The sequence below is a fragment of the Hymenobacter sp. NBH84 genome, from assembly GCF_014217645.1.
In the GTDB taxonomy this organism is placed as follows: Bacteria; Bacteroidota; Bacteroidia; order Cytophagales; family Hymenobacteraceae; genus Hymenobacter; species Hymenobacter profundi.
On the sequence record NZ_CP043644.1, the window covers coordinates 1,836,588 to 1,861,098 of the forward strand.

23 protein-coding genes are annotated in these 24,511 nt (G+C 57.6%); 15 read left to right on the plus strand and 8 right to left on the minus strand.

What is annotated here, in order from left to right; translation table 11 throughout:
* Window positions 1-347 precede the first annotated feature (347 nt).
* The 5 genes from F1C16_RS07680 to F1C16_RS07700 all read left to right on the plus strand — a co-directional run bounded on the left by F1C16_RS07680 (window position 348) and on the right by F1C16_RS07700 (window position 4,584).
* Window positions 348-953 carry an RNA polymerase sigma factor gene (locus tag F1C16_RS07680; RefSeq protein ID WP_258049063.1) on the plus strand — a complete coding sequence of 202 codons (606 nt, stop codon included), beginning with the start codon at window positions 348-350 and terminating at the stop codon, window positions 951-953.
* Complete coding sequence (locus tag F1C16_RS07685) at window positions 950-1,390, plus strand: hypothetical protein (protein WP_185283740.1); 441 nt, start codon at window positions 950-952, stop codon at window positions 1,388-1,390. Before F1C16_RS07680 ends, F1C16_RS07685 begins: the two co-directional genes overlap by 4 nt.
* Before the next feature lie 60 nt (window positions 1,391-1,450).
* The gene (locus F1C16_RS07690; protein ID WP_185283741.1) at window positions 1,451-1,879 is read left to right on the plus strand and encodes a hypothetical protein; all 429 of its coding nucleotides are present in this window, start codon (window positions 1,451-1,453) and stop codon (window positions 1,877-1,879) included.
* A 298-nt stretch (window positions 1,880-2,177) separates the two neighbouring features.
* The gene (locus F1C16_RS07695) at window positions 2,178-3,677 is read left to right on the plus strand and encodes a carboxypeptidase regulatory-like domain-containing protein (RefSeq protein WP_185283742.1); all 1,500 of its coding nucleotides are present in this window, start codon (window positions 2,178-2,180) and stop codon (window positions 3,675-3,677) included.
* Window positions 3,661-4,584, plus strand: a complete 924-nt coding sequence (locus F1C16_RS07700; protein WP_258049064.1) for an outer membrane beta-barrel family protein — start codon at window positions 3,661-3,663, stop codon at window positions 4,582-4,584. The genes F1C16_RS07695 and F1C16_RS07700 overlap by 17 nt, the downstream gene beginning before the upstream one ends.
* Before the next feature lie 180 nt (window positions 4,585-4,764).
* Here the strand turns inward: F1C16_RS07700 and F1C16_RS22960 are convergent, their stop codons facing one another.
* Both F1C16_RS22960 and F1C16_RS22965 read right to left on the minus strand, forming a co-directional pair.
* A complete protein-coding gene (locus F1C16_RS22960) occupies window positions 4,765-5,226 on the minus strand; it encodes a hypothetical protein (protein WP_258049065.1) in 462 nt (153 codons plus the stop codon).
* A complete protein-coding gene (locus F1C16_RS22965; protein ID WP_258049066.1) occupies window positions 5,213-6,085 on the minus strand; it encodes a DUF692 family multinuclear iron-containing protein in 873 nt (290 codons plus the stop codon). Before F1C16_RS22965 ends, F1C16_RS22960 begins: the two co-directional genes overlap by 14 nt.
* A 162-nt stretch (window positions 6,086-6,247) precedes the next feature.
* Here F1C16_RS22965 and F1C16_RS07710 point away from each other — a divergent pair, with 162 nt between their 5' ends.
* From F1C16_RS07710 to F1C16_RS07730, 5 genes are all read left to right on the plus strand, one after another.
* Window positions 6,248-6,796: a hypothetical protein gene (locus tag F1C16_RS07710; protein ID WP_185283744.1), complete on the plus strand. Its 549-nt coding sequence runs from the start codon at window positions 6,248-6,250 to the stop codon at window positions 6,794-6,796.
* A gap of 11 nt (window positions 6,797-6,807) precedes the next feature.
* Window positions 6,808-7,158, plus strand: a complete 351-nt coding sequence (locus F1C16_RS07715) for a hypothetical protein (protein WP_185283745.1) — start codon at window positions 6,808-6,810, stop codon at window positions 7,156-7,158.
* A 360-nt stretch (window positions 7,159-7,518) separates the two neighbouring features.
* Window positions 7,519-10,044 (plus strand): zinc-dependent metalloprotease, encoded by a 2,526-nt coding sequence (locus F1C16_RS07720; RefSeq protein WP_185283746.1) that lies wholly within the window; start codon window positions 7,519-7,521, stop codon window positions 10,042-10,044.
* A 337-nt stretch (window positions 10,045-10,381) separates the two neighbouring features.
* On the plus strand, window positions 10,382-10,741 hold the full coding sequence (locus F1C16_RS07725; RefSeq protein ID WP_185283747.1) for an Imm51 family immunity protein: 360 nt from the start codon (window positions 10,382-10,384) through the stop codon (window positions 10,739-10,741).
* Between the two features lie 169 nt (window positions 10,742-10,910).
* On the plus strand, window positions 10,911-11,081 hold the full coding sequence (locus F1C16_RS07730) for a hypothetical protein (protein WP_185283748.1): 171 nt from the start codon (window positions 10,911-10,913) through the stop codon (window positions 11,079-11,081).
* 161 nt (window positions 11,082-11,242) lie between these two features.
* Here the strand turns inward: F1C16_RS07730 and F1C16_RS07735 are convergent, their stop codons facing one another.
* On the minus strand, window positions 11,243-11,539 hold the full coding sequence (locus F1C16_RS07735; RefSeq protein ID WP_185283749.1) for an HPF/RaiA family ribosome-associated protein: 297 nt from the start codon (window positions 11,537-11,539) through the stop codon (window positions 11,243-11,245).
* 309 nt (window positions 11,540-11,848) lie between these two features.
* On the opposite strand from F1C16_RS07735, the gene F1C16_RS07740 reads away from it, so the two are divergent.
* Window positions 11,849-12,718, plus strand: coding sequence for an AraC family transcriptional regulator (locus F1C16_RS07740; protein WP_185283750.1), 870 nt, complete (start codon window positions 11,849-11,851; stop codon window positions 12,716-12,718).
* A 104-nt stretch (window positions 12,719-12,822) separates the two neighbouring features.
* On the plus strand, window positions 12,823-13,683 hold the full coding sequence (locus F1C16_RS07745; protein ID WP_185283751.1) for an SDR family oxidoreductase: 861 nt from the start codon (window positions 12,823-12,825) through the stop codon (window positions 13,681-13,683).
* Window positions 13,684-13,745: 62 nt separating this feature from the next.
* On the opposite strand, the gene F1C16_RS07750 is transcribed toward F1C16_RS07745, so the two are convergent.
* The 3 genes from F1C16_RS07750 to F1C16_RS07760 are packed head-to-tail and all read right to left on the minus strand — an operon-like array spanning window position 13,746 to window position 17,502.
* Entirely contained in the window at window positions 13,746-15,971 is a 2,226-nt protein-coding gene (locus F1C16_RS07750; RefSeq protein ID WP_185283752.1) for a xanthine dehydrogenase family protein molybdopterin-binding subunit, read from the minus strand.
* The gene (locus F1C16_RS07755) at window positions 15,972-16,964 is read right to left on the minus strand and encodes a xanthine dehydrogenase family protein subunit M (protein ID WP_185283753.1); all 993 of its coding nucleotides are present in this window, start codon (window positions 16,962-16,964) and stop codon (window positions 15,972-15,974) included.
* 7 nt (window positions 16,965-16,971) lie between these two features.
* Window positions 16,972-17,502, minus strand: a complete 531-nt coding sequence (locus F1C16_RS07760) for a (2Fe-2S)-binding protein (RefSeq protein WP_185283754.1) — start codon at window positions 17,500-17,502, stop codon at window positions 16,972-16,974.
* Between the two features lie 576 nt (window positions 17,503-18,078).
* Here F1C16_RS07760 and F1C16_RS07765 point away from each other — a divergent pair.
* Together F1C16_RS07765 and F1C16_RS07770 are read left to right on the plus strand one after the other, a co-directional pair.
* Complete coding sequence (locus F1C16_RS07765; RefSeq protein WP_185283755.1) at window positions 18,079-18,528, plus strand: DUF2141 domain-containing protein; 450 nt, start codon at window positions 18,079-18,081, stop codon at window positions 18,526-18,528.
* 123 nt (window positions 18,529-18,651) lie between these two features.
* On the plus strand, window positions 18,652-20,628 hold the full coding sequence (locus F1C16_RS07770) for an AAA domain-containing protein (protein ID WP_185283756.1): 1,977 nt from the start codon (window positions 18,652-18,654) through the stop codon (window positions 20,626-20,628).
* 161 nt (window positions 20,629-20,789) lie between these two features.
* Here the strand turns inward: F1C16_RS07770 and F1C16_RS07775 are convergent, their stop codons facing one another.
* Both F1C16_RS07775 and F1C16_RS07780 read right to left on the minus strand, forming a co-directional pair.
* Window positions 20,790-22,400: a catalase gene (locus tag F1C16_RS07775; RefSeq protein WP_185283757.1), complete on the minus strand. Its 1,611-nt coding sequence runs from the start codon at window positions 22,398-22,400 to the stop codon at window positions 20,790-20,792.
* A 197-nt stretch (window positions 22,401-22,597) separates the two neighbouring features.
* Window positions 22,598-23,758 carry an SMP-30/gluconolactonase/LRE family protein gene (locus tag F1C16_RS07780; RefSeq protein ID WP_185283758.1) on the minus strand — a complete coding sequence of 387 codons (1,161 nt, stop codon included), beginning with the start codon at window positions 23,756-23,758 and terminating at the stop codon, window positions 22,598-22,600.
* 225 nt (window positions 23,759-23,983) lie between these two features.
* On the opposite strand from F1C16_RS07780, the gene F1C16_RS07785 reads away from it, so the two are divergent.
* Window positions 23,984-24,499, plus strand: coding sequence for a peptidylprolyl isomerase (locus F1C16_RS07785; RefSeq protein WP_185283759.1), 516 nt, complete (start codon window positions 23,984-23,986; stop codon window positions 24,497-24,499).
* Window positions 24,500-24,511 lie beyond the last annotated feature (12 nt).

Genomic DNA, 24,511 nt, shown 5'->3' on the forward strand with positions numbered 1-24,511 from the left:
GCATTTGAGTCAAACACTGAATGGTGTAGAGACGCATACTTGCGTCTCGTCGTTGAATAACTCGCGTCAGCATCGTTTTAGCAAACAACATCAGCAACGACGAGACGCAAGTATGCATCTCTACACCCCAAGTACCTTTTCAGCTAGCTTAAACAGTCTCTCAGATAGTAGAGACACACAATATTGTATCTCATCGTTGCCTTGAAACGCTTACCCCGTCATGCTGAGCGCAGCCGAAGCATGACATTTGTCATCAACACAAGCGTCTTTTAAAAAGATGAGGTCCCACCGGCAACTTCTAATGCAACATCCTGCCGCCTGGCCGGTCTCATGCTTTGATGACCGATTTGCCTACCCTTCCCGCAACCGACCAGCAGCTAGTGAAGCAAGTGCTGGGTGGCAACACTGCGGCGTTTGGGCAGATTGTGCAGCGCACAGAAGGGCTGGTTACACAGTTGGTATTCAAGATGATCCGGCACCCTGCCGACCGCCCGGATATTGCGCAGGAGGTGTATCTGAAGGTGTATAAAAACCTGGCAGGGTTTAAGTTTCAGGCAAAGCTCTCCACGTGGGTCGGCCAAATCACATACAACACGTGCCTGCACTACCTGGAAAAGAAGCAGCTGGTGCTGGTAGACCCTGCGGAACCCACCCCGGATGCGGCAGCAGAGGAAGGACGCCGAGCCCCGCCCCCGCTTGTAGCCGACTCAGATTACGACCCCGAAACAGCCCTTTTCAGCCACGACTTAGCCGATATCTTGGGCACGGCCATCGAGCAGCTACCCCCACTCTACCGCACCCTGATTTCCTTGTACCATCAGCAGGAACTGAGCTACGAGGAAATTGCACAGATCACCTCCCTGCCAGATGGTACTGTGAAAAACTACCTCTTCCGAGCACGAAAACAGCTGAAACAGCACCTACTAGCCCGCTACCAACGCGACGACTTATGACAAGCCCCCATCTTTCTGAACGCGCCCTCCAAGAGGCCGCGGAGTCGCTGGCCCTGCTGCCGGCTACCCAGGCGGCTCACCTGCGCGGCTGCCACCAGTGCCAGGACCAGGTTGCGACCTACCAGCACCTATTTGTGGCAACGACCCGCCTACCCCAACCGGCTTTCACTTTTGACCTCACGGCCAGCGTCTTGGCGCAGCTACCTAGGCCCCGCCCCGCTTTCCCGTGGGTGCTCTGCTGGGTGGCGGTTCCTGTAGTGGGGGTTGTCGGCGCGTTTCTGGCGTTGTTTGGTGGCACGCTGATGCAGGTTTTTCAGGATATGGCTACCCTATTGGGAGGTGGGCTATTGGTAGTAGTAGGGTTCCTTATGGCCGGCCAATGTGTGGAGTTACTGGCCCAATACCGTCGGCAAATGCGCCTACTGTCTTTTTCGTAATGCTTTGCAACATGAACGGCTTTGGCCGGTCTCATGCAGTACCACCCCACGGCCCAACTTATGAAAGGTTTTTTGTTGCTTTTGCTTTTCTACTTGATTACGAAGGGAGCTTCGGCCCAAAGTACGCTGTTGCCTCTTGACGACAATGCGTTGGAACTCGCGCGCCGGGTTGTGCTGCCGATCTTCGGGTTTTACCTGCTTTGTAGCTTCGTACTAGCCGCTATCAAACTGATTATGAACTACCTGCTGAAGCGGCAAATTTTGGGGGCGGCTGTTTCAGAAAGCGTTGTGGAACGCCTGCTTCCTGGCCCTCAGGACGAGCAAAACAAGGTAGTGAAGTGGATTGCGCTGCTTCTGAGCAGCGGTGCGGGGCTTACAGTATGCAGCTTATTCCTACCCTTGGGCATTCACTCCATCATCATCCTGCTTTTCAGCACGGCTTTCGGGTTTCTGGCTTACTACCTTTTCCTGCGTCGTCAAACGAAGTAATCCGCACGACACCTTTCTGCTTTCTCCAGCATCTCCGTCCGCAAGCATAGCGGTAGGAAAGTGGGTGCTGTTGCCTCTCCTGCTTCCCTTTTCTTCGTCACGTTAACTACTCACTTGTATGAAACAGTCGGTACACTTAGCTCTTTGTACTATGTATTACATGGTAACTTGCATTACAAAATACGTTTATAGTCAGACACTTACTAAATGTATCGGAAAAATTGTGACGCAGTTACGGCGTCCGTTTTCCTGCTGCGTACAGGCTGCGTGCTCGGGCAAGTGGCGTTTTTGGTGGCTGATGTTGGCAGTCGTTTGCCTAGTGCCGAGCACAGCATCTGCTCAAGTTTCGGGTGGCATATCGGGCACGCTATTGGACCGAAGCACACGTCAACCGCTTCCTTTTGCCAACGTCTTGCTGTTGCGATTACCGGACTCTACTCTAGCCGGAAACACTCAAACGGCTGATAACGGTACTTTTGCCTTAGTGAGCGTTCCGTTGGGCCGCTACGTACTGCGGGCAGAGGCACTAGGCTACCAGACTACTCGCCGGAGCATCACGCTGACTGCGACTACCCCGGTACTCCGTCTGGGCGAATGGCTGGCCGCTCCGATGGTGGTGCAGCTTGACGGGGTGGTAGTGCAGGGCGAAAAGGCTGTGCTCGTTGAAGACCTGGACAAGAAGATTATCAACGTAGACAAAGACCTGAACAGCGTGGGCGGCACGGCGGCCGATGTGCTGCAAAAGGTGCCTTCTGTGGCGGTAGATGAAAACGGGCAGGTCAGCCTGCGGGGCAACACGAGCGTTACGCTCTACCTCGACGGCAAGCCCGCGCCCAGCAGCCTGCGCCTCGACCAGCTGCCCGCCAGCCGCCTCGAAACCATTGAGGTTATCACCAATCCGGGGGCGCGGTACTCGGCCCAGGGCGCGGGCGGCATCATCAACTTAGTGCAGAAAAAGCAACTTAAAGACAGTTGGAACGGGGAGGCGCAGGTCACGGCGGGCACCCGCGACAAGTACAGCGCCTCGCTCAACCTTGGCCGTAAGGCGGGCAAATTCAATTTTTACAGCAACGTAAATGGGCTCAATAATGAGTTCCGTGGCAGCTCGGCCTTGCAGCAGGTGGCTACAGCCGAGGGCCGCACCACTGGCACCGATCAGACCGGCCGCGCCGTCCGCCACCAAGTCAATAAAGCGCTTCGCTTAGGCGTGGACTACGCCTGGCGCCCGGAGCAAACGCTGACGCTGACCGCCGAATTCTATAAGAACGACTTACACCAAACCAACCATTTCGCTACCCAACTCACGCGCGATACTGACCCGACGATTATCCTACAAAATCAAAATCCGGAAGTCGACGACCTGTATACCATGCGTGTGGGCAGCAACTACCGGCATACCTGGGCTGCCTACCCTGGCCGCGAGCTAACGGCCAGCGCTACCTATACCTTGGATGGCGGCACCGTGACTACGGAGCAACGTGTGCTGGACGGCCCCGCCAGCTACACCCGGCAGGCGCGTCGGCAGTTCCTCGATGTGACCATCCACCTACCCTCGGCGCAGATAGACTACGTGCACCCCCTGGACGACAAACGCCGCTGGGGAGCGGGCGTAAAAACCGACGTGATGGTGACGCCCGGCACGGCTGAGTATACGGTGCAGCCAGTACCCGGCGCAGAATTTATTCGGCAAGAGGCGAATTCGTACCGCTACCACTACCAGCAAGTGATTCCGCAGGCCTACGGCTCGTATCAGCAGAAAAAACGACCATTGGGACTATCAAGTGGGGTTGCGAGCTGAGTTTACCGGGCTACAGGCCCGGGTACTGCCCATGGGCTCAACCAGCCAACGCATCTTCAACCTATTCCCCTCCGCCACAGTGGCGCGTACCCTACCCCACCACGAGCAGCGCCTCCAGCTCAGCTACTCGCGCCGCCTGAATCGACCCAACTTTCTGCAAATCGTGGCCTTACCTATTTACACTGATGCGCGCAACTACATGGTGGGCAACCCCGCCCTGCGCCCCGAGTACGTGCATGTGGCAGAGCTGGGCCATCAGGTGGCGTGGCAGCATACTACCCTCAACACCACGCTGTTTGGACGCTTCGCCAATCAAGCCATTCAGAGCCTGCGCACGGTTGACACGCTGGCGACCCGCCTCAGCGGCCAGCCCGACTTCATCACCCGCACCAGCTACGCCAACCTGGGCCGCACGACTAGCTACGGGCTGGAACTCTCGCTAACGCAGCCCGTGACTACTTGGTGGAAGCTCATTGCCAACGGCTCCTTTTACCGCAACCAGGTAGCCAGCTACACCGGCACTGGCACCCGCGCCAACTTCACCGGCACGGCGTATCTGCTGAATACGTTCAGCCCGACCAAAACGCTGGCCGTGCAGCTTAGCGGCAACTACCGCGCACCGTTGGTGGTGCCGCAAGGCCGCCTGCTGGCCGTGTATGGGGTAGATGTAGCCCTGCGCCAGCGCCTGTTCCACGACCGGGCGGCCCTCACACTGCGTGTCAGCGACCTGTTCGACACGCGGCGCCAGTACACTCGGCTGGCCGCCGCAGACCTCACTACCAATCTGCAAACCAAGTACGAAACCCGCGTGGGCTACCTGGGCTTCACCTGGTTTTTAGGCACCAGCAAGCCCGCCAGCTCTATCGACAACCAACCCAAGGGAGATACGGGTGGTTTTGGTGGGTAGTGAGTGACAAAGCTATTTTTCGCCTTATCCTCCTGAGCATGTGGCGCATCAAGCCAGTGTCGAAGGACCTTCTCACGCGTGAACGACAAACGTAACAACGACTCGTTCCTGCGTGAGAAGGTCTTTCGACACTGGCTTGATGCGCCACATGCTCAGGAGGACAGACTTTAACAGACTACACTATTTCCACTTTTGGGCGATGCTGATGGCTGTTTCCAGCATGTGGGGCGCCCACTGCTCTAGCTGCCAGTCGGTATGGGCGAGGGCGGAGGCGCGCAGGCGCTGTTGCGCTTCTTCGTAGGAAGTGGCCGTTTCCAGAATCTGCGAGAGTTGGCGCTGCTGTGCGTGGAGGGCTTCGTCGTGGGCGGCCGGGCCGGTGGGTAGGGCTGCTGGCGGCTGGAATGCGTTGGGCTGATGGCTGGGCACACGGCGCCGTCCGGCTTCTACGATGGTAGCCATCCGTTGGAAATCCTGCCGGAATTGGTGTTGGCTGGCCTCGGTGCGGAGGCCGGTGCCGAGTTGCTCCAGCACTACGTACTTCAGCTGCGGGCACTGGGATATTGTGCGTTCCAGCAGAGCAAATACCTCATCGGGCACGGCCTCGTCGTGGGTGTCGCGCCGGATTTGCCTACCCTGCTCCACCCGCGAATCTTCCCAGCTGCCGCCCGAAATGTGGATTTCCCCGCACCCGATGCAGCGGGTAGAGCGCCAGCAACGAATCGGTAGACAAATCAAAATTATGCAGCTGACAGTACAGGTTGTGCAGGTCCAGAATCAGGAAGCCGTTGACGGGCGCCAGCAGCTTCTCCAGAAACTCACCGTGGCGTTGCACTTCCTCCAGGGAGTAGGCAAAAGCTAGATTTTCCAGCCCTACTGGGCACTGGCAGGCGTCCGCTATGCGCAGAAGGCGGTCTTGACCCAGACGCAGGATAGCGGCCGTGTAGGGCACGGGCAGAGGCGCGCCGGTATGGAAGTTTTGCCCCGTAAAGGAGCCGAAATGCTCCGTGATATGATCGAAGTGAAACCGCGCCGCGAGCAGGCGCAGCTGCTCCAACCACTGCGCCTGCTCGGGCGTCCAGCGGCCCGAGAGCAGTGAAAAGTACACGCCGTGTCCAATCAGCCGGCCCTGCTCGCCGTAGGCAGTCAGCAGCTCGGCAAACCAATTAGGCAGCTGCCGGCCGTCAAACAGGGTGTCAAACGACCACTCCACGGCTTCTACCTGGCCTGCTTCGAGCAGCGGCAAGGCTGCGGCCAGAAGGTGGTCGTCCAGATTGCAGGCAATAGCCGATAAGATGCTCGGCAAGGCGGGTACGGCAGCCATAGTTTCTGGCGCGTTGCTTAGCCCAGGCCACACGCGGGGCAGTAGACGGGCGTTTTTTTTCTCGCTACCCTTTGCTACTTTTTCACCTTTCGGTGCGGGCTCGTCGCCTTTTGTGCAGGCAGTAGTTTGCGCCGTGATGCCGACCAAAACGGCTCCGAGTAAAGCTTTCGACAATTTCATAATGATCTGTGAATGAATGGAAAGATGGGATACAGTAGCTAGAGCCTCGCCGATTGGGCAGCGGTTGCATATCGATCATAAAAAATAAAATTTCTCGTACGTCTAAGGCGGCTTACTAGACGCAGCACCCGCGCAACGCAACTTTTCAAGACCTTTGCCCCCATGAAACTTCTGCTGCTGCTTCTACTCCAAACCGCACCCGAGCAAAACACCGACCCAATCCCCCGCCTGATTCAGGAGCGGGAAGCGCTGGTGCGGCAGTACGAAGCTGCTAACTCCCAGCGCAATGCGTTTCTAGCCAACAAGCCCAGCAAGCGGGACTTAGAAGAAGTGGTAGCCGCCCTGAAAGGCATCATCCGCAAGGACACCGAGATTGTGCAGGCTGTGAAGGACGATGCCCTGCGCCAGACCGCCGGTCTGGTGGCCGAGCGCCAGCAGGTGCAGCAGCAGGCCAGCGTGGCCCAAAGCGACCAAAGCACCACCCAGGAGCGGTTCTACGACCTGCAACGCCAGATTACGAACTTGGAAGAGCGCGAGCGGCAGCACCAGAAGAAACTGGCCGAAGCCCAGACGCTGGCCAACGAAGTCGACCAGAGCCGCACCACCCGCGACCTACTCACGGCGGGGCTGGCCGTGCTGAGCGTGGGGTTGCTGGTGTACGTAGGGCGCCTGCGCGGCCAGCGCCGTGCACCGGCTAAGCGCAAGCGGTAGGCGTCCCTGTTATGCTGGTTCCCGCCGCGCGCTACCTCACGTACACCGAGGCCGTTGTACTCTACAACGAGCTGCTACAGGCCGATATCGTGGTGCTGGTGAAGGCCCACGGTCCGCCCTCCCTACCCTACGGCGAGGGGATGTACTACCAGTTGCTGATTGAGGAAGCGTTGGTGGAAACAGCCCAGCCCTTGCTCACCAATTTTGAGCAGGAGCGCACCGCACCGAAATTACCGCGTTGTCCACGTTGCGGCAGCCTGGCCGTAGCCCCTGCCGAGCGCGTAGCGTGGTGGCGCCAATTGCTGTATGTGGGCACCACGCCTATGCGGTGCGCCACCTGCCAAAACGTGTTTGCCGGGTAGAGCCAGCTTAGCACAGCCAGGACTTCCGCCTGAGTCGAGTGCCGATCGGAAGTTCTGACAGCATAAATCCCTTTTTATCAATCATACCCGCGTTGCATTAATAAAAATATAAGGTAGCAGTGCATTTCACTGAAATAGTTGCGTAATCGGCAATGCTTTTCTAAAATTGACGCAACGGCGTGGGCAGTTATTCGTCCATTCGTCAAGTAGCTTTCTTTCTTGCACGAAGCAGCGAGGTTTTTCCATCTGATTCTGTAAGCAGGCAGATTGTGCATCACACTCGCAGCATCAGCCGCTAGGAACCTGCCCAAGAAAGCACCCAAAGCACTATCAGTTCGCACCAAACCACTACCCTATCGAATGAAGCGTACTCCTTTCTTTGTGGCCGCCCTGCTGGCGGCCAGCCATATTGCACCGGCCCAAAACCAAGGCGGCACCTCCTCTACACGCGCTGAAGCGAAGCCCGCTGCTACCATTGCTTCTATTACCCAGGGTGCCAAGAAACAAGATGGCTATTTTCCGTTTTACTACGACGAGAAAACCGGCAAAGTCTACCTTGAGCTGGACAAGTTCGACCAGGAGTTTCTCTATTTCAGCTCCCTACCTGACGGCGTAGGCATGGGCGGCCCCGAGCGGGGCGGCGCTTCCTCGGCCATTGCCAAGTTTTTGCGGGTAGGCCCCAAGGTGATGCTGGTGGCGCCCAACTACAGCTACCGCGCCTCCCGCGGCGGCGATGAGCAGCGAGCCGTGGAAAGCGCCTTTGCCAAATCGGTGCTGTGGGGCTTTACGCCGGTGGCTGTGGAGGGCAACAAAGTACTGCTTGACCTGACGCCCTTCCTGGTGCGCGACAGCCAGAAAATAGGCGACCAGCTGGGCCGGCGCAGCTTTGCGGGCCTGCGCGGTGGCAACGCTGGCGGTGGGGCCTCGGCCGGCTATCGGCTGGATGAGTCGCGCTCGGCTGTGAACCCCGAAGCCACCAAGAACTTTCCCAAAAACACCGAGTTCGACGCGCTGATTACCTTCACGGGCGGCCCCAACGGCGGCCAGGGCTACGGTCGCAGCATCGCGCCCGACCCCAACGCCGTGACCGTGCGCATGCACCAGGCCTTCGTGGAGTTGCCCGACGACAAGTACCACCCACGCAAATTCGACCCGCGCTCGGGGTTTTTCCAGTTTTCCTACCTCGACTTTTCGGCGCCCATGACCGAGCCGCTGGAAAAGCGCTTCTCGCGCCGGCACCGCTTAGAGAAGAAGAACCCCGGAGCCAAAGTGAGCGAGCCAGTGGAGCCCATTGTGTACTACGTGGACCGCGGCGCCCCGCCGGACATCAAGAAGGCGCTCATCGAAGGCGGCGCGTGGTGGAACCAGGCCTTTGAAGCGGCCGGCTACAAGAATGCCTTCTTGGTGAAGGAGTTGCCCCAGGACGCCGACCCCATGGACATTCGCTACAACGTGGTGAACTGGGTGGACCGCGCCGGCAACCCGCGGGCTTTCTCCTTCGGCTCGTCCTACATCGACCCGCGCACGGGCGAAATCATCAAGGGTGTGGTCACGTTGGGCTCCGACCGCCACCGCCAGGACTACCTCATTGCCGAGGGCCTGTTGCAGCCTTATAAAAACGGCAAGAAAGTGTCGCCGGAGCTGGAGCAGATGGCGCTGGCCCGCATCCGGCAGCTGTCGGCCCACGAAATTGGCCACACCCTGGGGCTGTACCACAATTTCACCTCCTCGGGCACCCAGGACCGCGGCTCGGTGATGGACTACCCCTTCCCGCGCTTCTCGCTGAAATCGGACGGTACGATTGACGTGTCGGATGCCTACGCCAAGGGCATTGGCAGCTGGGACAAGCGCGCTATTTTGTGGGGCTACCAGGACTTCACGAAAGGCACCGACGAGGACAAAGCGCTCGACCAGATTCTGGTGGAAACCCTGAAGCAGGGCCACATTTTCATCCCTGACATCGGCGGTTACGTGCACCCCGAGTCGCACCAGTGGGACGACGGCAGCAACGCCGTAACCCAGCTCGACAAGCTGATGAAGGTGCGCCGCCACGTGCTCGACAACTTCTCTACCAACGCCATTCCCGACAACGCCCCCATGGCCACGCTGGAAGAGGTGCTGGTGCCCATGTACTTGCTGCACCGCTACCAGGTAGAGGCCGCGGCGAAGTCGCTGGGTGGCTTGTACTTCACCCACGCCGTGAAAAACGACGGCCAGGTGGTGACCCGCATGGTAGAGCCCGCCGAGCAGTGGCGCGCCTTCGATGCCCTGATGGCTACCGTGTCGCCGGAGGCGCTGATGCTGCCGGAGAAGCTGCTGCAACAGCTGCCGCCCCGCCCGGCGGGCTACCCCAGCAGCATGGAAACCTTCGCCGGCCACACTGGCCCTACCTTCGACCCCATAGCCGCCGCCGAAGCGGCGGCGGCGCCTACCATCTTGTCGCTGCTGAATCCGGAGCGTGCTACCCGCCTGGTGGAGTACCACGCCCGCGACAGCAAGCAGCCGGGCTTCATGCCAGTGGTCGATAAACTACTGATTCAGACCTGGAAAGCACCTCTAGCCTCCGGCTACAAAGGTGAGTTACAGGTGCTGGTGAATAACCTCACGCTGAAAAGCCTACTCCAGCTTGCCGCCGACCCGCAGGTAGCCGAAAGCGTGCGCGGCGAAAGCCTAGCCGAAATCGACGGCCTCAAGCAGTGGATGACTGGCAAGCTAGCCAGCGCCGAGCCCCGGCAGAAAGCTAATTTGCTATTCGGCCTCTCCCAGATCAATACCTTTACCACCGACCCCAACAAGTTCACCGTACCCGCCCCCCTGGACATGCCCCCCGGCGCCCCCATCGGCATGCCCGGCCTGGACTTTTTGGGCGATGACGTAGCGTATTAAGAAGCCTTACGCACGCACTCGGCTGTGCCGAGTGCGTGCGTAAGCCCCAGCAGCTTTGCTGCGCGCGTCTGCCACGCCTGCGCAACCCCAGGTCCTGTTGGACCTCGCTCAGCAAGGCACTCAGCCCGTTGCAGCAGTAGCCCAGAAGATGAATTCGACCTGGAACGCGGGCTACGGGAGTTACTGGACATGTAGTGGCAGTATGGATGGCGTGGGGCTATGCCCCGCGTCATCACTCACGCATTCACATCTCATTCTCACATGCGCAGTAGTGTCTTTCAAGACCATGTAAGCTACAACCAAGTGCGAATACCCATCTCTCCCTACCTTGGCATCTATGACTTCCACCTATCCTTTTTTGATTAATGACCTGGAGGACCACGCCACGCCGGGCCGCCAGGAACACATTGTAGCAGATCTTACGGACCTGGACGATTACTACAATGTATTCGAGAAATACGGTTTCAGCGGCAGCGGTGCCAGTTGGGCCGAACACATCGAGACCGTTCTGGAGGAATACGCGCCTGCTTTACTTGACCACGTAGAGCTGCTGGGCCAGGGCGAAACATTTGAGGCCTATACCGATGGGCCTGCTGCCACTGAGCAGTTTATGCAACTGATTTATCCCATTTTTGGCGACTTAGGCAGCCTTAGTAAGTACTTAAGCCAAGCCGACCCCGCCGACTTTTTCGAGTAAGAAGTGACCCTGATGCCTACCTCACCTGCTACCCGTTGACAACTCGTCCGCGGCTCCGAAGCCGATGCCCAAAACCCCTTACCCTTTGAGGCTGATATAAGGACGTGGACAATGTGCTGACTGAGCCGGAAGGGCGTAAAGCCGCCCTGCCGGCGTCACGGTCGTCGCCTTGCTCGCCCGCGCCGACGATGGCGCCCCCAGCTTCGACCGACGCGTGGCCGAGCAATTTGCCGCGTTGGATATTCCTTTGTTTGCTTGCAACCCGGCCAAGTTTCCGGAGTTGATGGCGGCCATTCAAGGACAAAGTTTAACCTCTCTGGTACTTGCTTTTAGCAAATGAGGACACTACACAAAATGCGTAGGTTGACATTGTCTGGGCTGTTTTCTCACAAAATAAATAGGTCTTCCGTGGTGTAAAATAGTTACACCACGGAAGACCTATTCAGTATACATGCTATCTATTCAGAAACAGGAGAATAGCAGCCTTCGTCCGTTGACGTTCTAGTCTACGAACTGTCGGCGCAGCTTTTCGCTGGCATCGCGCAGGCCTGCGCCCCACGAGCCGGCCGTCGCTTCGGCAAACAGATCCTTGCCGGGAATGCCCAGGCGCCAGCGTACCACTTTATTGGTTTCGGGGTTGCTACCGTCTTCGCGCAGGTACACGTCGGCGGCTACGATATCCTGCCGGAAACGCATCACGCGGCGCAGCTCGCTTTCTACTTGGTCTACTATTGCCGAGGTTTCTTGAAAACCAACGGTTTGCAAATCCATTTTTACGTTATCAATATTATACTCCATGGTGGTTGGGTTGGGGTTGAGAATAGGGTAGCACCACGTGCTTACGCACGCTTGGCCCTACTTCTTTCTGTTGCGTACGCTCGTCTGAGAGGCGCAGTAGCGGCGCCCTTACAGACGAGCTCTTACTTGACTTAACGCAGTAGGCGGCTATTGGTTTTCGTTTATTTAGTACCCTACTACGCCTTTATGGCACTACCTATCGTTGCGTAGGCAGTAACTTTACTACCGATGCGGTGCGGTACTTACCACCACTTTCATCATAGACTATTCGTCTTATCTTCAGACACATACTAATCTTCGGCTCCTGCTATGGCTTCTTCTATTCCTACCTATTCGCTCCACTATTTTTCCAACCCTGCTGATAAGCCAGCTGAAGTATTTTTTCTGGATGAGCACACGCATTCGGCTGGTCCGCCGCTGAACGCCCCCTACCGCGGCAACTACTACAAGATTGGCATATGCTTGCGCGGTACGCTGGAGTTGAAGGCAAATCTGGAGACTTACTCCATCGAACCGAATTGCCTGATGCTCATCACGCCACACGTAATTAAAGAATGGGCGCAGCTATCCGACGACCACGACAGCCTGTCTGTATTCTTCACCAAGGAGTTTATCACCAGCCACAACAGTGTGCAGGCCGACAGTTTCCATTTTCTGGAGAACATTACCCGGCACGTACTACCGCTGTCGGAGGCGGAGGCCACCACCATCACGGCTTCGTTGCGTTTTCTACAGCAGAAATTTCCTACCCCGCACCCCTACCGAGAGCAGGTAATTAAAAACCTGATTAATAGCTTACTATACGAAGTTATTGCCATCTACGACCAGCATCACGCGGTGCTACAATCCACCCAAACGCGTGGTCAGCAGCTGACTTCTGCGTTTAAAAACTTGGTAAATGCCCATAGCGCGGTAGAGCGTAGCGTGAAATTTTATGCCGACCAACTGTGCATCACGCCCAAGCACCTCACCGAAACTGTGCGGGAAATCACCGGCAAAACCGCCAGCGACTGGATAGAACAAGCCGTGCTGCTGGAAGCCAAAGCCTTGCTGCAAAATCAGCAGCTATCGGTGGCGCAGATTTCCGAGTTGCTGCATTTCACGGATCAGTCGGCCTTTAGTCGGTTTTTCCGGAAAAGCCTTGGCTTTTCGCCTACCGCGTACAAACAGGCTGGCTAGCGGTGCTTTCCGACTTTTGGCCCAATACTACCGCCATTTAGCTCTTTTGCCTGCCTACTTTAGGCGGCACCTTTGCAGTACAAACATCACCTAATGTACTGTATATGATTCTCATCACTGGTGCTACCGGCCACATCGGCACGGCCGTTATTCAACAACTCCTGACCAAAATTGACGCCAATCAGGTGGCGGGCCTAGTGCGCGACGCTGCCAAAGCCACCCACCTGCAAGAGCTGGGCATCGACATTCGCCTGGGCGACTACGACAACCCGGCTGCTCTGGAACGCGCCATGCAAGGCATCGACAAAGTGCTGCTTGTATCGGGTGGAGGCGACGACCACGGCCTGCAACAGCACTACAACGTGGTAGATGCCGCCAAAAAAGCCGGCGTATCGTGCATTGCCTACACCGGCCGCGCCCTACAAGACCGCGACACCCTGGCCAACGACTTGATGGTGCGGCACTTCCAAACGGAAGACTACATCAAGGCCAGTGGGTTACACTACGTGCTGTTCCGCAACATTCTGTACATGGATACGCTGCCGCAGTTTGTGGGGCCTGCCGTGTTTGCGTCGGGCATTCACCTGCCCGCTGGCGAGGGTAGGGTTTCTTTTGCCCTGCGTAGCGACATGGGCGAAGCCATTGCCAACGTATTGGCCGAAGGCGACTGCGAAAATCGCACCTACACGTTTACCAACACCGAAACGTATTCTTTCGCCGATGTGGCCGCCGCGCTCAGTGAGCTATCGGGCAAAGAGGTGCGCTATACGGCCCTCGACGATGAGACTTTTGCGGCGCAGATGAAAGCCCGCAACGTACCCGAAACCGTTACTCGATTTGTCCTCGGTTTCATGACCGACATCAAGCATGGTCAGGAATCAGCAGTCAGTAATGAGTTGCAACAGGTACTTGGCCGCAAGCCGACTGCACTGAAAGAAGGACTGAAAACGTTGTTTAGCTTGTAAAACAGAAGGCCCTAGAACCGTACGGTTCTAGGGCCTTCTGTTTTATCAATAAATCTACTGAACTACAGCAACTTGTCCAGCGTAATGGGCAGCTCGCGCACGCGCTTGCCGGTGGCATGGTATATGGCGTTGCCAATGGCCGCCGCTACCCCCACAATCCCGATTTCACCCAGGCCTTTGGCACCCAGTGGGTTCACAATGTCGTCGTGCTCTTCTACGAAAATCACGTCGATGTTGTGGATATCGGCGTTGACTGCTACGTGGTATTCGGCCAGGTTGTGGTTCATGAAGCGGCCGAAGTGGTGGTCGAGCACGCTTTCTTCTTCCAGCGCCATGCTGATGCCCCATACTACGCCACCCAAGATCTGGCTGCGGGCCGTCTTGGGGCTGATAACGCGGCCGCCAGCAATGGCGCTTACCACGCGGCGCACGCAAATCTGGCCGAGGTCCTCATCAACCTCCACCTCCACGAACACCGCCGAGTGCGTGTTGCGGGCGTATTGCATCTGCTTGAGCATGTTGGGCATGGTGGTGGTTTCTTCCTCAATGAAGTTCACCTCGCCAGCGCGCATGGCCTCTACAATGGAAACACCCGAGGAGTAGTCGCCCTTCAGCTGCACCTTGCCGTCCACAAACTCTACCTCATCGAAGCTAGCGCCCGACAGCGGAGAGTCTTTCACGTCTTTGGCCATGCTGAACACCTTCTTCGCTACAGCTTCGCAGGCTTCTTTCACAGCTGAGCCCACGGAGGCTACCGTCCAAGAGCCGCCTTCCAGCGGCGCTACGGGCAAGGTCGTATCGCCCAGCTTGAAGGTCACGGCATCGAGGGGCAGGCCCAGGGTTTCGGCGGCAATCATGGTCATGGCCGTGTAGGTGCCCGTGCCAATATCGGAAGTGGAACTACCTACTACTAGCTTGCCGTCTACCGACAGGTTGGCTTTGGCAGCCGATTTCTGCTGCTGCGCGTCCCACATACCGGTAGCCACACCCCAGCCGATGAGCTTGGTACCCTCGCGCATAGAGCGTGGTTGTGCGGGCCGTTTGGCCCAGCCAAACTTAGCGGCACCCTGGGCGTAGCAAGCGCGCAATTCTTTACTAGAGAAGGGCTTTCCTTCGAATTCGTTCTTCTCGGCGTAGTTTTTCAGACGCAGTTCCAGCGGGTCGATGCCTACTTTGTAAGACAGCTCATCAATGGCTGTTTCGAAGGCGGCGATGCCCGTTACGGAGCCCGGCGCGCGCATGTCCAGGGGCGTATAGGTGTCTAGGTTGCGTAGGTAGTAGCCCAGCTCTACGTTGTCGCAGTGGTAGAGCATGCCGGCCCAGTTTACCACTACCTCGGTATATTCCTCAAAACGAGAGGTTTCGCCCAGGGCTTCGTGCTTGATTGCTTGCAGCATGCCGTCCTTGGTAGCGCCCAACGATACGGTTTGCAACGTGGCCGGACGGTGCCCGAACGAGAACATTTGCTGGCGCGTGAGCACTACGCGCACCGAGCGGTTTAGCTCCCGCGCCGCCATCACGGCCAGGTATAGCTGATACTGCGGCCGCAGGCCCGAACCAAAACCACCACCCATGAAAGGGTTAATCACGCGAGCTTCTTCCTTGCTTAGCCCGAAGATCTTGGTGATGTATTTTTGGCTGTTGGCAACACCCTGCGTCTTGTCGTATATTTTCAGCTTGCCGTCTTCCTCTACAATCACCGTGGAGGCAAACATCTCCATCGGGTTGTGGTGCTCGGGCATGTGGAAGTATTCTGCCTCAAACTGCACCTCGGCGTTTTTGTAAGCTTTGGCAGCGTTGCCCCGGCTTTTAGGTGGTGTGAAGCCTGTTTTGCCGGTAGGCGCCTTGTGGCCTTTGGGCTTTTGGCGCAGGTTGGTTTCCGGCGTTTCGGCCTTATACTCCACCTTCACCAGCGACGCGGCGTAGCGGGCCACCTCAAATGAGTCGGCCACCACCAAGCCAATGGGCTGCATGCTGAACTGAATTTCGGCACTGTACAGCGGCTTAAACTTGTCGCCTACCGGCGAGTCGTCGTCCTTGAACTTGCGGTCAAAGTAGGCCGGGCGGGGGGCGTTTTCGTGGGTGAACACCTGCAACACGCCGGGTAGGCTGAGCGCGTCGGAGGCGTCAATCTTGGTGATTTTCCCTTTTGCGATGTCGCTGGAAATCACGTAGCCGTAGGTCAGGCCGGGGGTGTTGAACTCGGCGGCGTACTTCGCCTCGCCGGTTACTTTGGCGCGACCGTCCACGCGGCTGGTGGAGCGGCCAATATAGGTAGTAGCAGCCATTTAGTGTTGTCCGTTAGCGGCCATGGTCAGCGCGCGCACAATGGCACGCTTAGCCAGTTCAATTTTGAATGTATTGGAGCCGTAGCCCTTCGCGCCCTCCAGCAAGGAGGCGGCCACGCGCTCAAAGTTCACCTTCGTCGCGGCCTGGCCTTTTAGCAGGTCCTCGGCCTCGGGCTTGCGCCAGGGCTTGTGGGCCACCCCACCCAAGGCCACGCGGGCTTCCTTGATGGTGTCGCCGTCCATATCCAGCGCCGCCGCCACCGATACCAGCGCGAAGGCATACGAAGCCCGGTCGCGCAGCTTGAGGTAGGTGAAGTTCTTGGCAAACCGCTCTCCATCGGCCGGCAGGTCGATGCTGGTCACGATTTCATCAGGCTTCAGGTTGTTGTCGCGCTCTGGCTCGTTGCCGGGTAGGCGGTGAAAATCGGCAAACTCCACGGTTCGCTCGCCGGTGGCGCCGGTCACATTCACAGTGGCTTTCAGCGCGGCCAGGGCTACGCACATATCCGAGGGGTGGGTAGCAATGCAGCTTTCGCTGGTGCCCAAGATCCCGCATACGCGGTTGTAGCCGGTAATAGCCGAGCAGCCCGAGCCGGGCTCGCGCTTGTTGCAAGGCGTAGCCAGATCGTAGAAATAGTAGCAACGGGTGCGCTGAAACAGGTTGCCGCCGTCGGTGGCCATGTTGCGCAGTTGGGCTGAAGCACCAGCCAGAATGGCCTTGCTCAGCAGGGGGTAGCGCTCCTCCACTCGCTCGTCGTAGGCGGTGTTGGCGTTGGTGGCGAGGGCACCCAGGCGCAGGCCCTTGTCAGTGTCCTCAATCTGGTTGAGGGGTAGGCGCGTGAGGTCTACCAGGCGGGTAGGACGCTCCACGTTTTCCTTCATCAAGTCCAGCAGGTTGGTGCCGCCGGCGATGAACTTGGCCGTGTGGTTGGTCGAAACTTCGCGTGCGGCCGTCTCAACGGCCTGGGCGCGGGTATATGAAAAGCTGTTCATCGCAGGATTACTGGTTGGGTTGGCACTTGTGCAGAGCTTCTTCTACGGCGGCTACAATGCCCACGTAGGCGCCGCAGCGGCAGATATTACCGCTCATCAGTTCCCGGATGTCATCGGCCGTTTTGGCTTTGCCTTCATTGATAAGACCCACTGCCGAGCAGATTTGCCCTGGTGTGCAGTAGCCACACTGGAAAGCGTCGTGCTCAATAAAGGCTTCCTGCACGGGGTGCAGCTCGTCGCCCTTGGCCAGACCCTCTACCGTCGTGATTTCGGAGCCGTCTTTCATCACGGCCAGGGTAAGGCAGGAGTTGATGCGGGTGCCATCTACGAGCACCGTGCAGGCGCCGCACTGTCCATGGTCGCAGCCTTTTTTGGTGCCGGTCAGGTCCAGGTATTCGCGCAGCAAATCGAGCAGCGAGGTCCAGGGCGCAACTTGCAGGCGCTTGGTCACGCCGTTGATGGTCAGGGTGATTTGCTCGAGTGGCGGCAGGGCCACCGCCACATCCCCGACGGGTTCTTGAGTTACTTTCGTGCTCATAGAGCAATAGGTTTTAGGTGAGTGGATAGGAGTGCACGTCTACGCCGAGGCCGGAAAGAGGAAGTATTCTATACGTTTTCCTACCGCCTTGCATACTTTGAAGAGCATGGCAAAAGCTACCATGTTTACCAGTTTCCAAGCATGCGCGTGATTTTGGATTCTCTGCCTACGCCAATTATTTTAGCTTTGTTAACTAGACTGATTCTATAAAGAGCTGCGTATCATCTTGATACACCGTTATATACAACCGCACATAACCTTATTTCAACCTTAACAGCTGATTTAATAAGGTAGTAGTTAGCGTCTTAAGGTTATTACTTGCTATGCCATCTATAAGCTTCCCCACATCCTTGCCGCAGACAACGCCAGCCAAAATTTTACAGCACTATTTCGTTTATACTCTGCCGAGTATTTATCGCCGTTGTGCTACGTTGAAAAAACAGCGTATCAGCCGGCTGCGTATGATGCAGAAACACAACGCTTTCAGTACTGAACTCCAATTAGGCGCGTAGTCCCACGCGGGTTCCCTTTTCTGAACATTGCCTACAACGCAACGTCAGCACCACCAACACGCCCATGAACTTATCTGCATCCATACTATTGAAAATCAGCTTAGCAACGGGCCTGCTTTTTCCCGCGCACGCCCCCATCCAGCAGGATACAGTGCCGGTGACGGTAGTCATTACCAACTTGGTCTCACCTACCTCCACTATCACGCTCAACTTTTACAATTCCTCTGAGTCGTTCCTGAAATCGGGTAAGGCTGCTTTGCATAAGAAAATAGTGCCCCAGCAGCAAAACACCGTGCAGTTTCAGGTAGAGCTAGAATCGGGCGAATGGGCCATTGCCTTGTCGCAGGACGTGAACGACAACGGCAAAATGGACCGCAACTTTTTGGGTATTCCCACCGAGCCGTACGCGTTTTCCAACAACGTGCGCCCCCGCTTCAAAGCTCCCGATTTTGAGGAATGCATGTTTGTAGCTGAGGGTGAAAGCCAGACCGTAGCCATTCGGTTAGAGAAGTAGTGTGCCCTACCCTTCCGGTAAGGCTACGTACGGTTGGCTGCAACTACAGCGCATAATTCCGACCTTCGGCCACCAATTTTCCGTTTTCGTTGTTAGCAACGGAATACTTAATCTCCTACCCTGTTGGCTGAACAACCTATTTATACAGACCCTTACGCCCTCGAGAAAGAATTGCGCCACACCCAGGCTTTGCTGAAACTAGAGCAGCAGGAAGACCTGGAGCAGTTCAAGATCAAAAGCGCCAAAACCACCATTGCCGAGCGCCAGCAGCGCGGCCTGACGTGGTACCCCGTGAAGATTACCCAGGAAGATATTGGCTTCGGCGGCAAGCTGGTGCTGGAGCTGGAACGCCCGGCGGGCCAAAACGGCCTGCACCTGTTTCAGGTGGGGAAGAATGCTGCGCTGTTCGGCAACATTCCCAACCGCGCCGGCTCCGACCGCCCTACCCTCAACGGAGTCATTACCAGCGTAAAGCGCAATAAAATCCTCCTCGCCACCAATAAGGAAGACCTACCCGACTGGGTGGACGATGGCAAATTGGGCGTAGACCTCACCTTTGACGAGGTGAGCTACCGCGAGATGGAGTACGCGCTGGGCAAGGTGATGGGCGCTTACGAATCGCGCCTGGCCGAGCTACGCGACGTACTGTTGGGCGCCCGCCCCGCCCGCTTCCGCCCCGATAGCGAGGTGCAGCCCTACTACCCTTCGCCCCTGAATGACTCCCAGCTCGCGGCCGTGCGCCACGTGCTGGCGGCCCAGGATGTAGCCATCATTCACGGACCGCCCGGCACCGGCAAAACCACCACGCTAGTACAAGCCATTCTGGAAACCATCCGGCGCGAGCGGCGGGTGCTGGTGTGCGCGCCCAGCAATACGGCTGTAGACTTGCTGACCGAAAAGCTAGCTGAGCGCGGCGTGAACGTGATTCGGATGGGCAACCCTTCGCGAGTGTCGGATTTGCTGTTGCAGCACACGCTGGATGCGCAAATTATGGCGCATAAGAGCTATCCGGAGCTGAAATCGATGCGGCAGACGGCGGAGCAGTACCGCGAAATGGCCAGCAAGTTTAAGCGCCATTTTGGCTGGGAGGAGCGTGAGCAGCGCCGCGTGCTCAAGCAGCAAGCCCACGATTTGTTGCAGGAGTCGGACCAGTTGGAGCGCTACATCACGGAGGATTTGCTGGAGCAGGTGCAGGTGATTACCTGCACGCTGGTGGGCGCCAGCAACCGCGCCATTCGCCACCTCACCTACGAAACGGTGTTTATCGACGAGGCCGCGCAGGCGCTAGAGCCGGGCTGCTGGATTCCCATTGGCAAGGCCAACCGCGTGGTGCTGGCCGGCGACCATCAGCAACTACCCCCTACCGTAAAAAGCGAAAAGGCCGGCGCCCTGCGCGAAACGCTGTTCGAAAAGTGCATCAAGCGCCAGCCCGATACGGCCCGCATGCTGACGGTACAGTACCGCATGCACGAGCTGATTATGGAGTTCAGCTCGGAGCAGTTCTACGACGGCAAGCTGATTGCCCACGACACCGTAGCCCATGCCGACCTCTCGGCCTACGACCTGCGCTTTGCGCCCGACGTGGCCGTGGAGTTTCTGGATACGGCCGGCTTCGGCTTCCTGGAGCTAGGCATTGCCGAAAGTCGCTCGGTGGCGAATCCAGAAGAAGCTGACTTGTTGCTCAAGCGCTTATCGGAACTACTAGCCGTGTACGCACCCGAAGAACACCAGGAGGACTTGCTAACGGTGGGCGTGATTGCGCCCTACCGTGCCCAGATCAACTACCTGAAAGACGCGGTGGAAGATCTGCCTGAGCTAGCCGAGATGCTCACGCACCGCCTGCTCAGCATCGGCACCGTAGATTCCTTCCAAGGCCAGGAGCGCGACATCATCTGCATCACCATGACGCGCAGCAACAGCCAGGGCGACATCGGTTTCCTCTCCGACATCCGCCGCATGAACGTGGGCATGACCCGCGCCCGCAAGAAGCTGCTCATCGTGGGTGACTCCAGTACGCTTGGGTCGCATCCGTTCTATAAGGCCTTTCTGGACTACACGGAGCTGATTGGGGCGTACCGTACGGCGTGGGAAATGCAGTAGGCACCCCACCCCCTAGCCCCCTCCCCTCCGGGAGAGGGGGAACTAACTTTTAGCTTTAGCTCTAAAAAAAACTAGCCCCTACTTCATTATTGAGGTAGAGGCTAGTTTTTTTAGAGCTAGTTCCCCTCTCCCGGAGGGGAGGGGGCTAGGGGGTGGGGTACTTACGCCGCCCCGTGGGGCATCTTATCCACCGGCTTCGGCGGAGCATACTTAGCATGAAGCGGCTTCATTTGGCCGTTCAGCTCGTGGCCTTCCACTTGCACGCCCAAGCCGGCCGATACGCCTTTGCCTAGCTTCTCGTCTACCTTGAACCAGAGTTTCAGCTGGCGCTCGATGATTTCCTTACGCTTGGGGCCTTCGATGCCGTCCATGTGGGCCACGATATTCTTGATGGTGTCGTCCTGGGCCTTTTCCGTCATCAGGCGGAACAGGTCGCCAGGCTGGGTGTAGTGGTCGTCGTCGCCGGGGGCGTTGCGGTCGTAGCGACGCACTTCGGTGGCCTCTACCGGGTAGGCAAACTCCTGCACGCTCTTGTCCTCGGTGGGGCCGTTGAAGGAGTTAGGGAAGTAGTTGGGGCCGGAGCCGCCGTTGTTGCCCAGAGCCATGGCCCCATCGCGGTGGTAGTTGTTGTGGCTGGCTACCTTGGGCGCGTTGGCGGGTAGGAACTCGTAGTTCACGCCCACGCGGTAACGATGCGCGTCGGCGTAGCTCAACAGGCGGGTTTGCAGCATCTTATCCGGCGAGAAGCTGATACCGTCTACCACGTTGGAGGGTGAGTAGGCGGCCTGCTCCACAAAGGCGTGATAGTTCTCGGGGATGCGGTTCAGCTCCATCACCCCTACCTCCTGCAACGGAAAATCGGCGTGGGGCCACACTTTGGTCACGTCAAACGAGTTCCACTTGTAGGTAGCGGCCTGCTCGTCGGGCATGGTTTGGATGAACATCTTCCATTTCGGGAAATTACCCTGCGTGATGGCGTCGGAGAGGTCGTTGGCCGAGAAATCGGGGTCGAGGCCAGCCATTTCGATGGCTTCGGCGTCGGTGAAGTTCTTGATGCCCTGCTGGGTCAGGAAGTGAAATTTCACCCATGTGCGCACGTTATCAGCATTGAACATCGAGAACGTGTGCGACGAGTAGCCGTGCATGTGGCGGATGCCGTAGGGCGTGCCCCGGTCACTCATCAGAATCAGCACTTGATGCAGGCTTTCCGGCATCAGGCTCCAAAAGTCCCACATCATGGTTTTGCTACGCATGTTGGTGCGTGGGTCGCGCTTCTGCGAGTGGATAAAGTCGGGAAACTTCAGGCCATCCTTCACAAAAAACACCGGCGTGTTGTTGCCTACCAAGTCCCAGTTGCCGCCCTCCGTGTAGAACTTCAGCGCAAAGCCGCGTGGGTCGCGGTTGGTATCGGCCGAGCCCCGTTCGCCGGCCACCGTGCTAAAGCGCGTCAGCATCTCGCAGGTATTGCCCACTTTGCTGAACAGCTTGGCGCGGGTGTACTTCGTGATGTCATGCGTCACGGTGAAGGTACCGAAAGCCCCTACCCCCTTGGCGTGCACCACGCGCTCGGGAATCCGCTCGCGGTTGAAGTGCGCCAGGCGCTCGAAGGCAATGTAATCTTCCTGCAACACCGGCCCGCGTCGGCCCGCCGTGATGGAGTTCTGAATGTCGCTGACCGGGCGGCCGGCGTCGGTGGTGATGTGCTGACCGTTGCTCAGGTCAGCGGGTTGGGGCGTATTGGGGGTGTCGAACTTCGGTGGGCTTTTGGCCATAGTATTGAAAAGGTTAAGTAGGCAATGCGTGCGTTAGCAGCCGCTTAGTGGGTAGGCAGAAGACGCGACTTGCTTCCGGTTGAGCTTGTCTACGCAGAAACGGCGTTGCGCAACGTTGATTTCCTAATTTCTTTTCTTAAAAAAACGTCCCCCACCCTAACGGGCAGAGGACGCAAGCAATATCGACTCCTACTAAGCTACGGCAGATCGATATACGCTTCCGTATGCGGGGCGTCGGATTTGGTGTTTACGAAGTGCTTCACCGGGTTGTCGTAGTTGGAGATGTACAGGCGGTTGCCTTTCAGCAGCACCTCCGCCGGCTGGTCGATTTTGCCGCCGGCGCCGTCGGTGTCGGGGTTTTGGGCCAGCGTGGTCACGTTGTTAGTTTTCAGGTCGATGACAAAAATAGCGTTCTGCCGGGCGCCCGTGATGTAGGCTTTATCCGTCTTGCGGTCAATAATGAAACCGTCGATGCAGGTGATTTTGTCACCCTTCAGAGGTAGGGCTTCCTGCTGGGCCAGCGTGCCGTCAGGCTTGAGCGTCATCTTGTAGAACGTGCCGTCGCCAAACGAGCCAGTGTACAGGTTGCCCTGGCTATCGTAATCGATACCGTCGGCACCGTTGTCGACGCCGGTTTCGTTCACGGTGGTCGTGAACATAGCCAGCACGTGCGGGTCCTTGGTTTTGGGTTTGAGGTGAATCAGTCCTTTTTTCAACTCATTGAGGGTGAACATCATCACGGCACTACCCTTGTCGTTTTCGGGCATGTCCCACTGGCTGTCGGTTACATAGAGCGTGTTGCCTTTCCAGACTATACCATTCGCCAGCCGGAAGCTGTCGACAGCGGTTTCAATCGTGCCGGGCCGCCCGTTTTTCATATTGATACGCATCAGCCGCGACACGTACTTTTTGCTGTTTTCGTACTGATTCTCCGCGTAGTACACATTGCCATCGGGGCCGTACGCCAGGTCCATTGGCGCGGCTTTTTTAGTGGTCGGCTCCACGGGCAGGTTGGTGGCGAAGGGCTTATAGGAATTGCCGGTGATTTCCAGGATAGTGGCCGGGTAGCTGTTGTTGGCTAGGTTAGGCACCGACAACAGCAGCGTACGCCCATTGGGGCTCAGAGCCAGGCCGTCGGGCGTGTTGTGCTCGTTGGGCAGCGTAAAGAGCAACTGGGGGTTGCCCACCGTGGGGATGGTACCCGCGGGCACGCCCATGGTATCGGCGGCGGGGGTAGCGGCAGTGGCCGTAGAGTCGGCGGCCGTGGTAGCGGTGGTTTCGTTGGTGGTAGTGCCGGACTGGCATGCCGCCAACCAAGCGCCGCTTAGTAGCAGCACCGATAGTGTGGTAGGTTTCATCGTGAGGAGGGGAAAAGCGAAAGAATTAGCGGTGTGGCCGTGCAAAAAGTCAGGACCATATCCGTTGCGAAATGTGTTTCTTAACGCAGGGCATGTAAGGCCGTTAGCCCAATGCCAAAATCTTACTCCCGGCTTATACCACGCCTATTTGCTGCTAATCACCGACGTTTTCGGGTCATTTCCGTAACTAGCAGGAGTAACTCTTCTCTCCCAACCCCACTTGCTATGACCCAGATCAGCCCCCAGAAAGTCGTTTCTATCACCTATAACCTGAGCGTAACCGACGAAAACGGCGAAAAGCGCCTAGTAGAATCGGCCGAGGCGGATGCGCCGATGGTGTTCCTGTTCGGTATGAGCGGCCTACCCGAAGAATTCGAAAACCAGCTCAGCGGCAAGCAGTCCGGCGACTCGTTCAGCTTCTCGCTCACCCCTGAGCAAGCCTACGGCGACTACGACCAGCAGGCCGTGGTGGAGATTCCGAAACAGGTATTCGAAATCGACGGCCAGGTGGACGCCGATATGCTGCAAGAAGGTAACTACCTCCCCATGGCCGACAACGAAGGCAACCACATGCAAGGCAAAGTGGTAAGCATCGGCGACGAGGTAGTACAAATGGACTTCAACCACCCCCTCGCCGGCATGGTGATGCACTTCGACGGCAACGTAGCCGACGTGCGCGACGCTACCCCCGAGGAAATGGACCACGGCCACGTACACGGCGACGGTGGACACGACCACTAGTCTTTTGCTATT

What these genes read in the sequence shown, in the direction of transcription:
- F1C16_RS07745 (WP_185283751.1), top strand. Translation starts at nt 12,823, where the DNA reads ATGATTCTCATCACTGGTGCTACCGGCCACATCGGCACGGCCGTTATT.
- F1C16_RS07755 (WP_185283753.1), bottom strand. Translation starts at nt 16,964, where the DNA reads ATGAACAGCTTTTCATATACCCGCGCCCAGGCCGTTGAGACGGCCGCA.
- F1C16_RS07725 (WP_185283747.1), top strand. Translation starts at nt 10,382, where the DNA reads ATGACTTCCACCTATCCTTTTTTGATTAATGACCTGGAGGACCACGCC.
- F1C16_RS07785 (WP_185283759.1), top strand. Translation starts at nt 23,984, where the DNA reads ATGACCCAGATCAGCCCCCAGAAAGTCGTTTCTATCACCTATAACCTG.
- F1C16_RS07760 (WP_185283754.1), bottom strand. Translation starts at nt 17,502, where the DNA reads ATGAGCACGAAAGTAACTCAAGAACCCGTCGGGGATGTGGCGGTGGCC.
- F1C16_RS07780 (WP_185283758.1), bottom strand. Translation starts at nt 23,758, where the DNA reads ATGAAACCTACCACACTATCGGTGCTGCTACTAAGCGGCGCTTGGTTG.
- F1C16_RS07735 (WP_185283749.1), bottom strand. Translation starts at nt 11,539, where the DNA reads ATGGAGTATAATATTGATAACGTAAAAATGGATTTGCAAACCGTTGGT.
- F1C16_RS07765 (WP_185283755.1), top strand. Translation starts at nt 18,079, where the DNA reads ATGAACTTATCTGCATCCATACTATTGAAAATCAGCTTAGCAACGGGC.
- F1C16_RS07715 (WP_185283745.1), top strand. Translation starts at nt 6,808, where the DNA reads ATGCTGGTTCCCGCCGCGCGCTACCTCACGTACACCGAGGCCGTTGTA.
- F1C16_RS07740 (WP_185283750.1), top strand. Translation starts at nt 11,849, where the DNA reads ATGGCTTCTTCTATTCCTACCTATTCGCTCCACTATTTTTCCAACCCT.
- F1C16_RS07750 (WP_185283752.1), bottom strand. Translation starts at nt 15,971, where the DNA reads ATGGCTGCTACTACCTATATTGGCCGCTCCACCAGCCGCGTGGACGGT.
- F1C16_RS22965 (WP_258049066.1), bottom strand. Translation starts at nt 6,085, where the DNA reads ATGAAATTGTCGAAAGCTTTACTCGGAGCCGTTTTGGTCGGCATCACG.
- F1C16_RS07690 (WP_185283741.1), top strand. Translation starts at nt 1,451, where the DNA reads ATGAAAGGTTTTTTGTTGCTTTTGCTTTTCTACTTGATTACGAAGGGA.
- F1C16_RS07695 (WP_185283742.1), top strand. Translation starts at nt 2,178, where the DNA reads ATGTTGGCAGTCGTTTGCCTAGTGCCGAGCACAGCATCTGCTCAAGTT.
- F1C16_RS07710 (WP_185283744.1), top strand. Translation starts at nt 6,248, where the DNA reads ATGAAACTTCTGCTGCTGCTTCTACTCCAAACCGCACCCGAGCAAAAC.
- F1C16_RS07775 (WP_185283757.1), bottom strand. Translation starts at nt 22,400, where the DNA reads ATGGCCAAAAGCCCACCGAAGTTCGACACCCCCAATACGCCCCAACCC.
- F1C16_RS07720 (WP_185283746.1), top strand. Translation starts at nt 7,519, where the DNA reads ATGAAGCGTACTCCTTTCTTTGTGGCCGCCCTGCTGGCGGCCAGCCAT.
- F1C16_RS07685 (WP_185283740.1), top strand. Translation starts at nt 950, where the DNA reads ATGACAAGCCCCCATCTTTCTGAACGCGCCCTCCAAGAGGCCGCGGAG.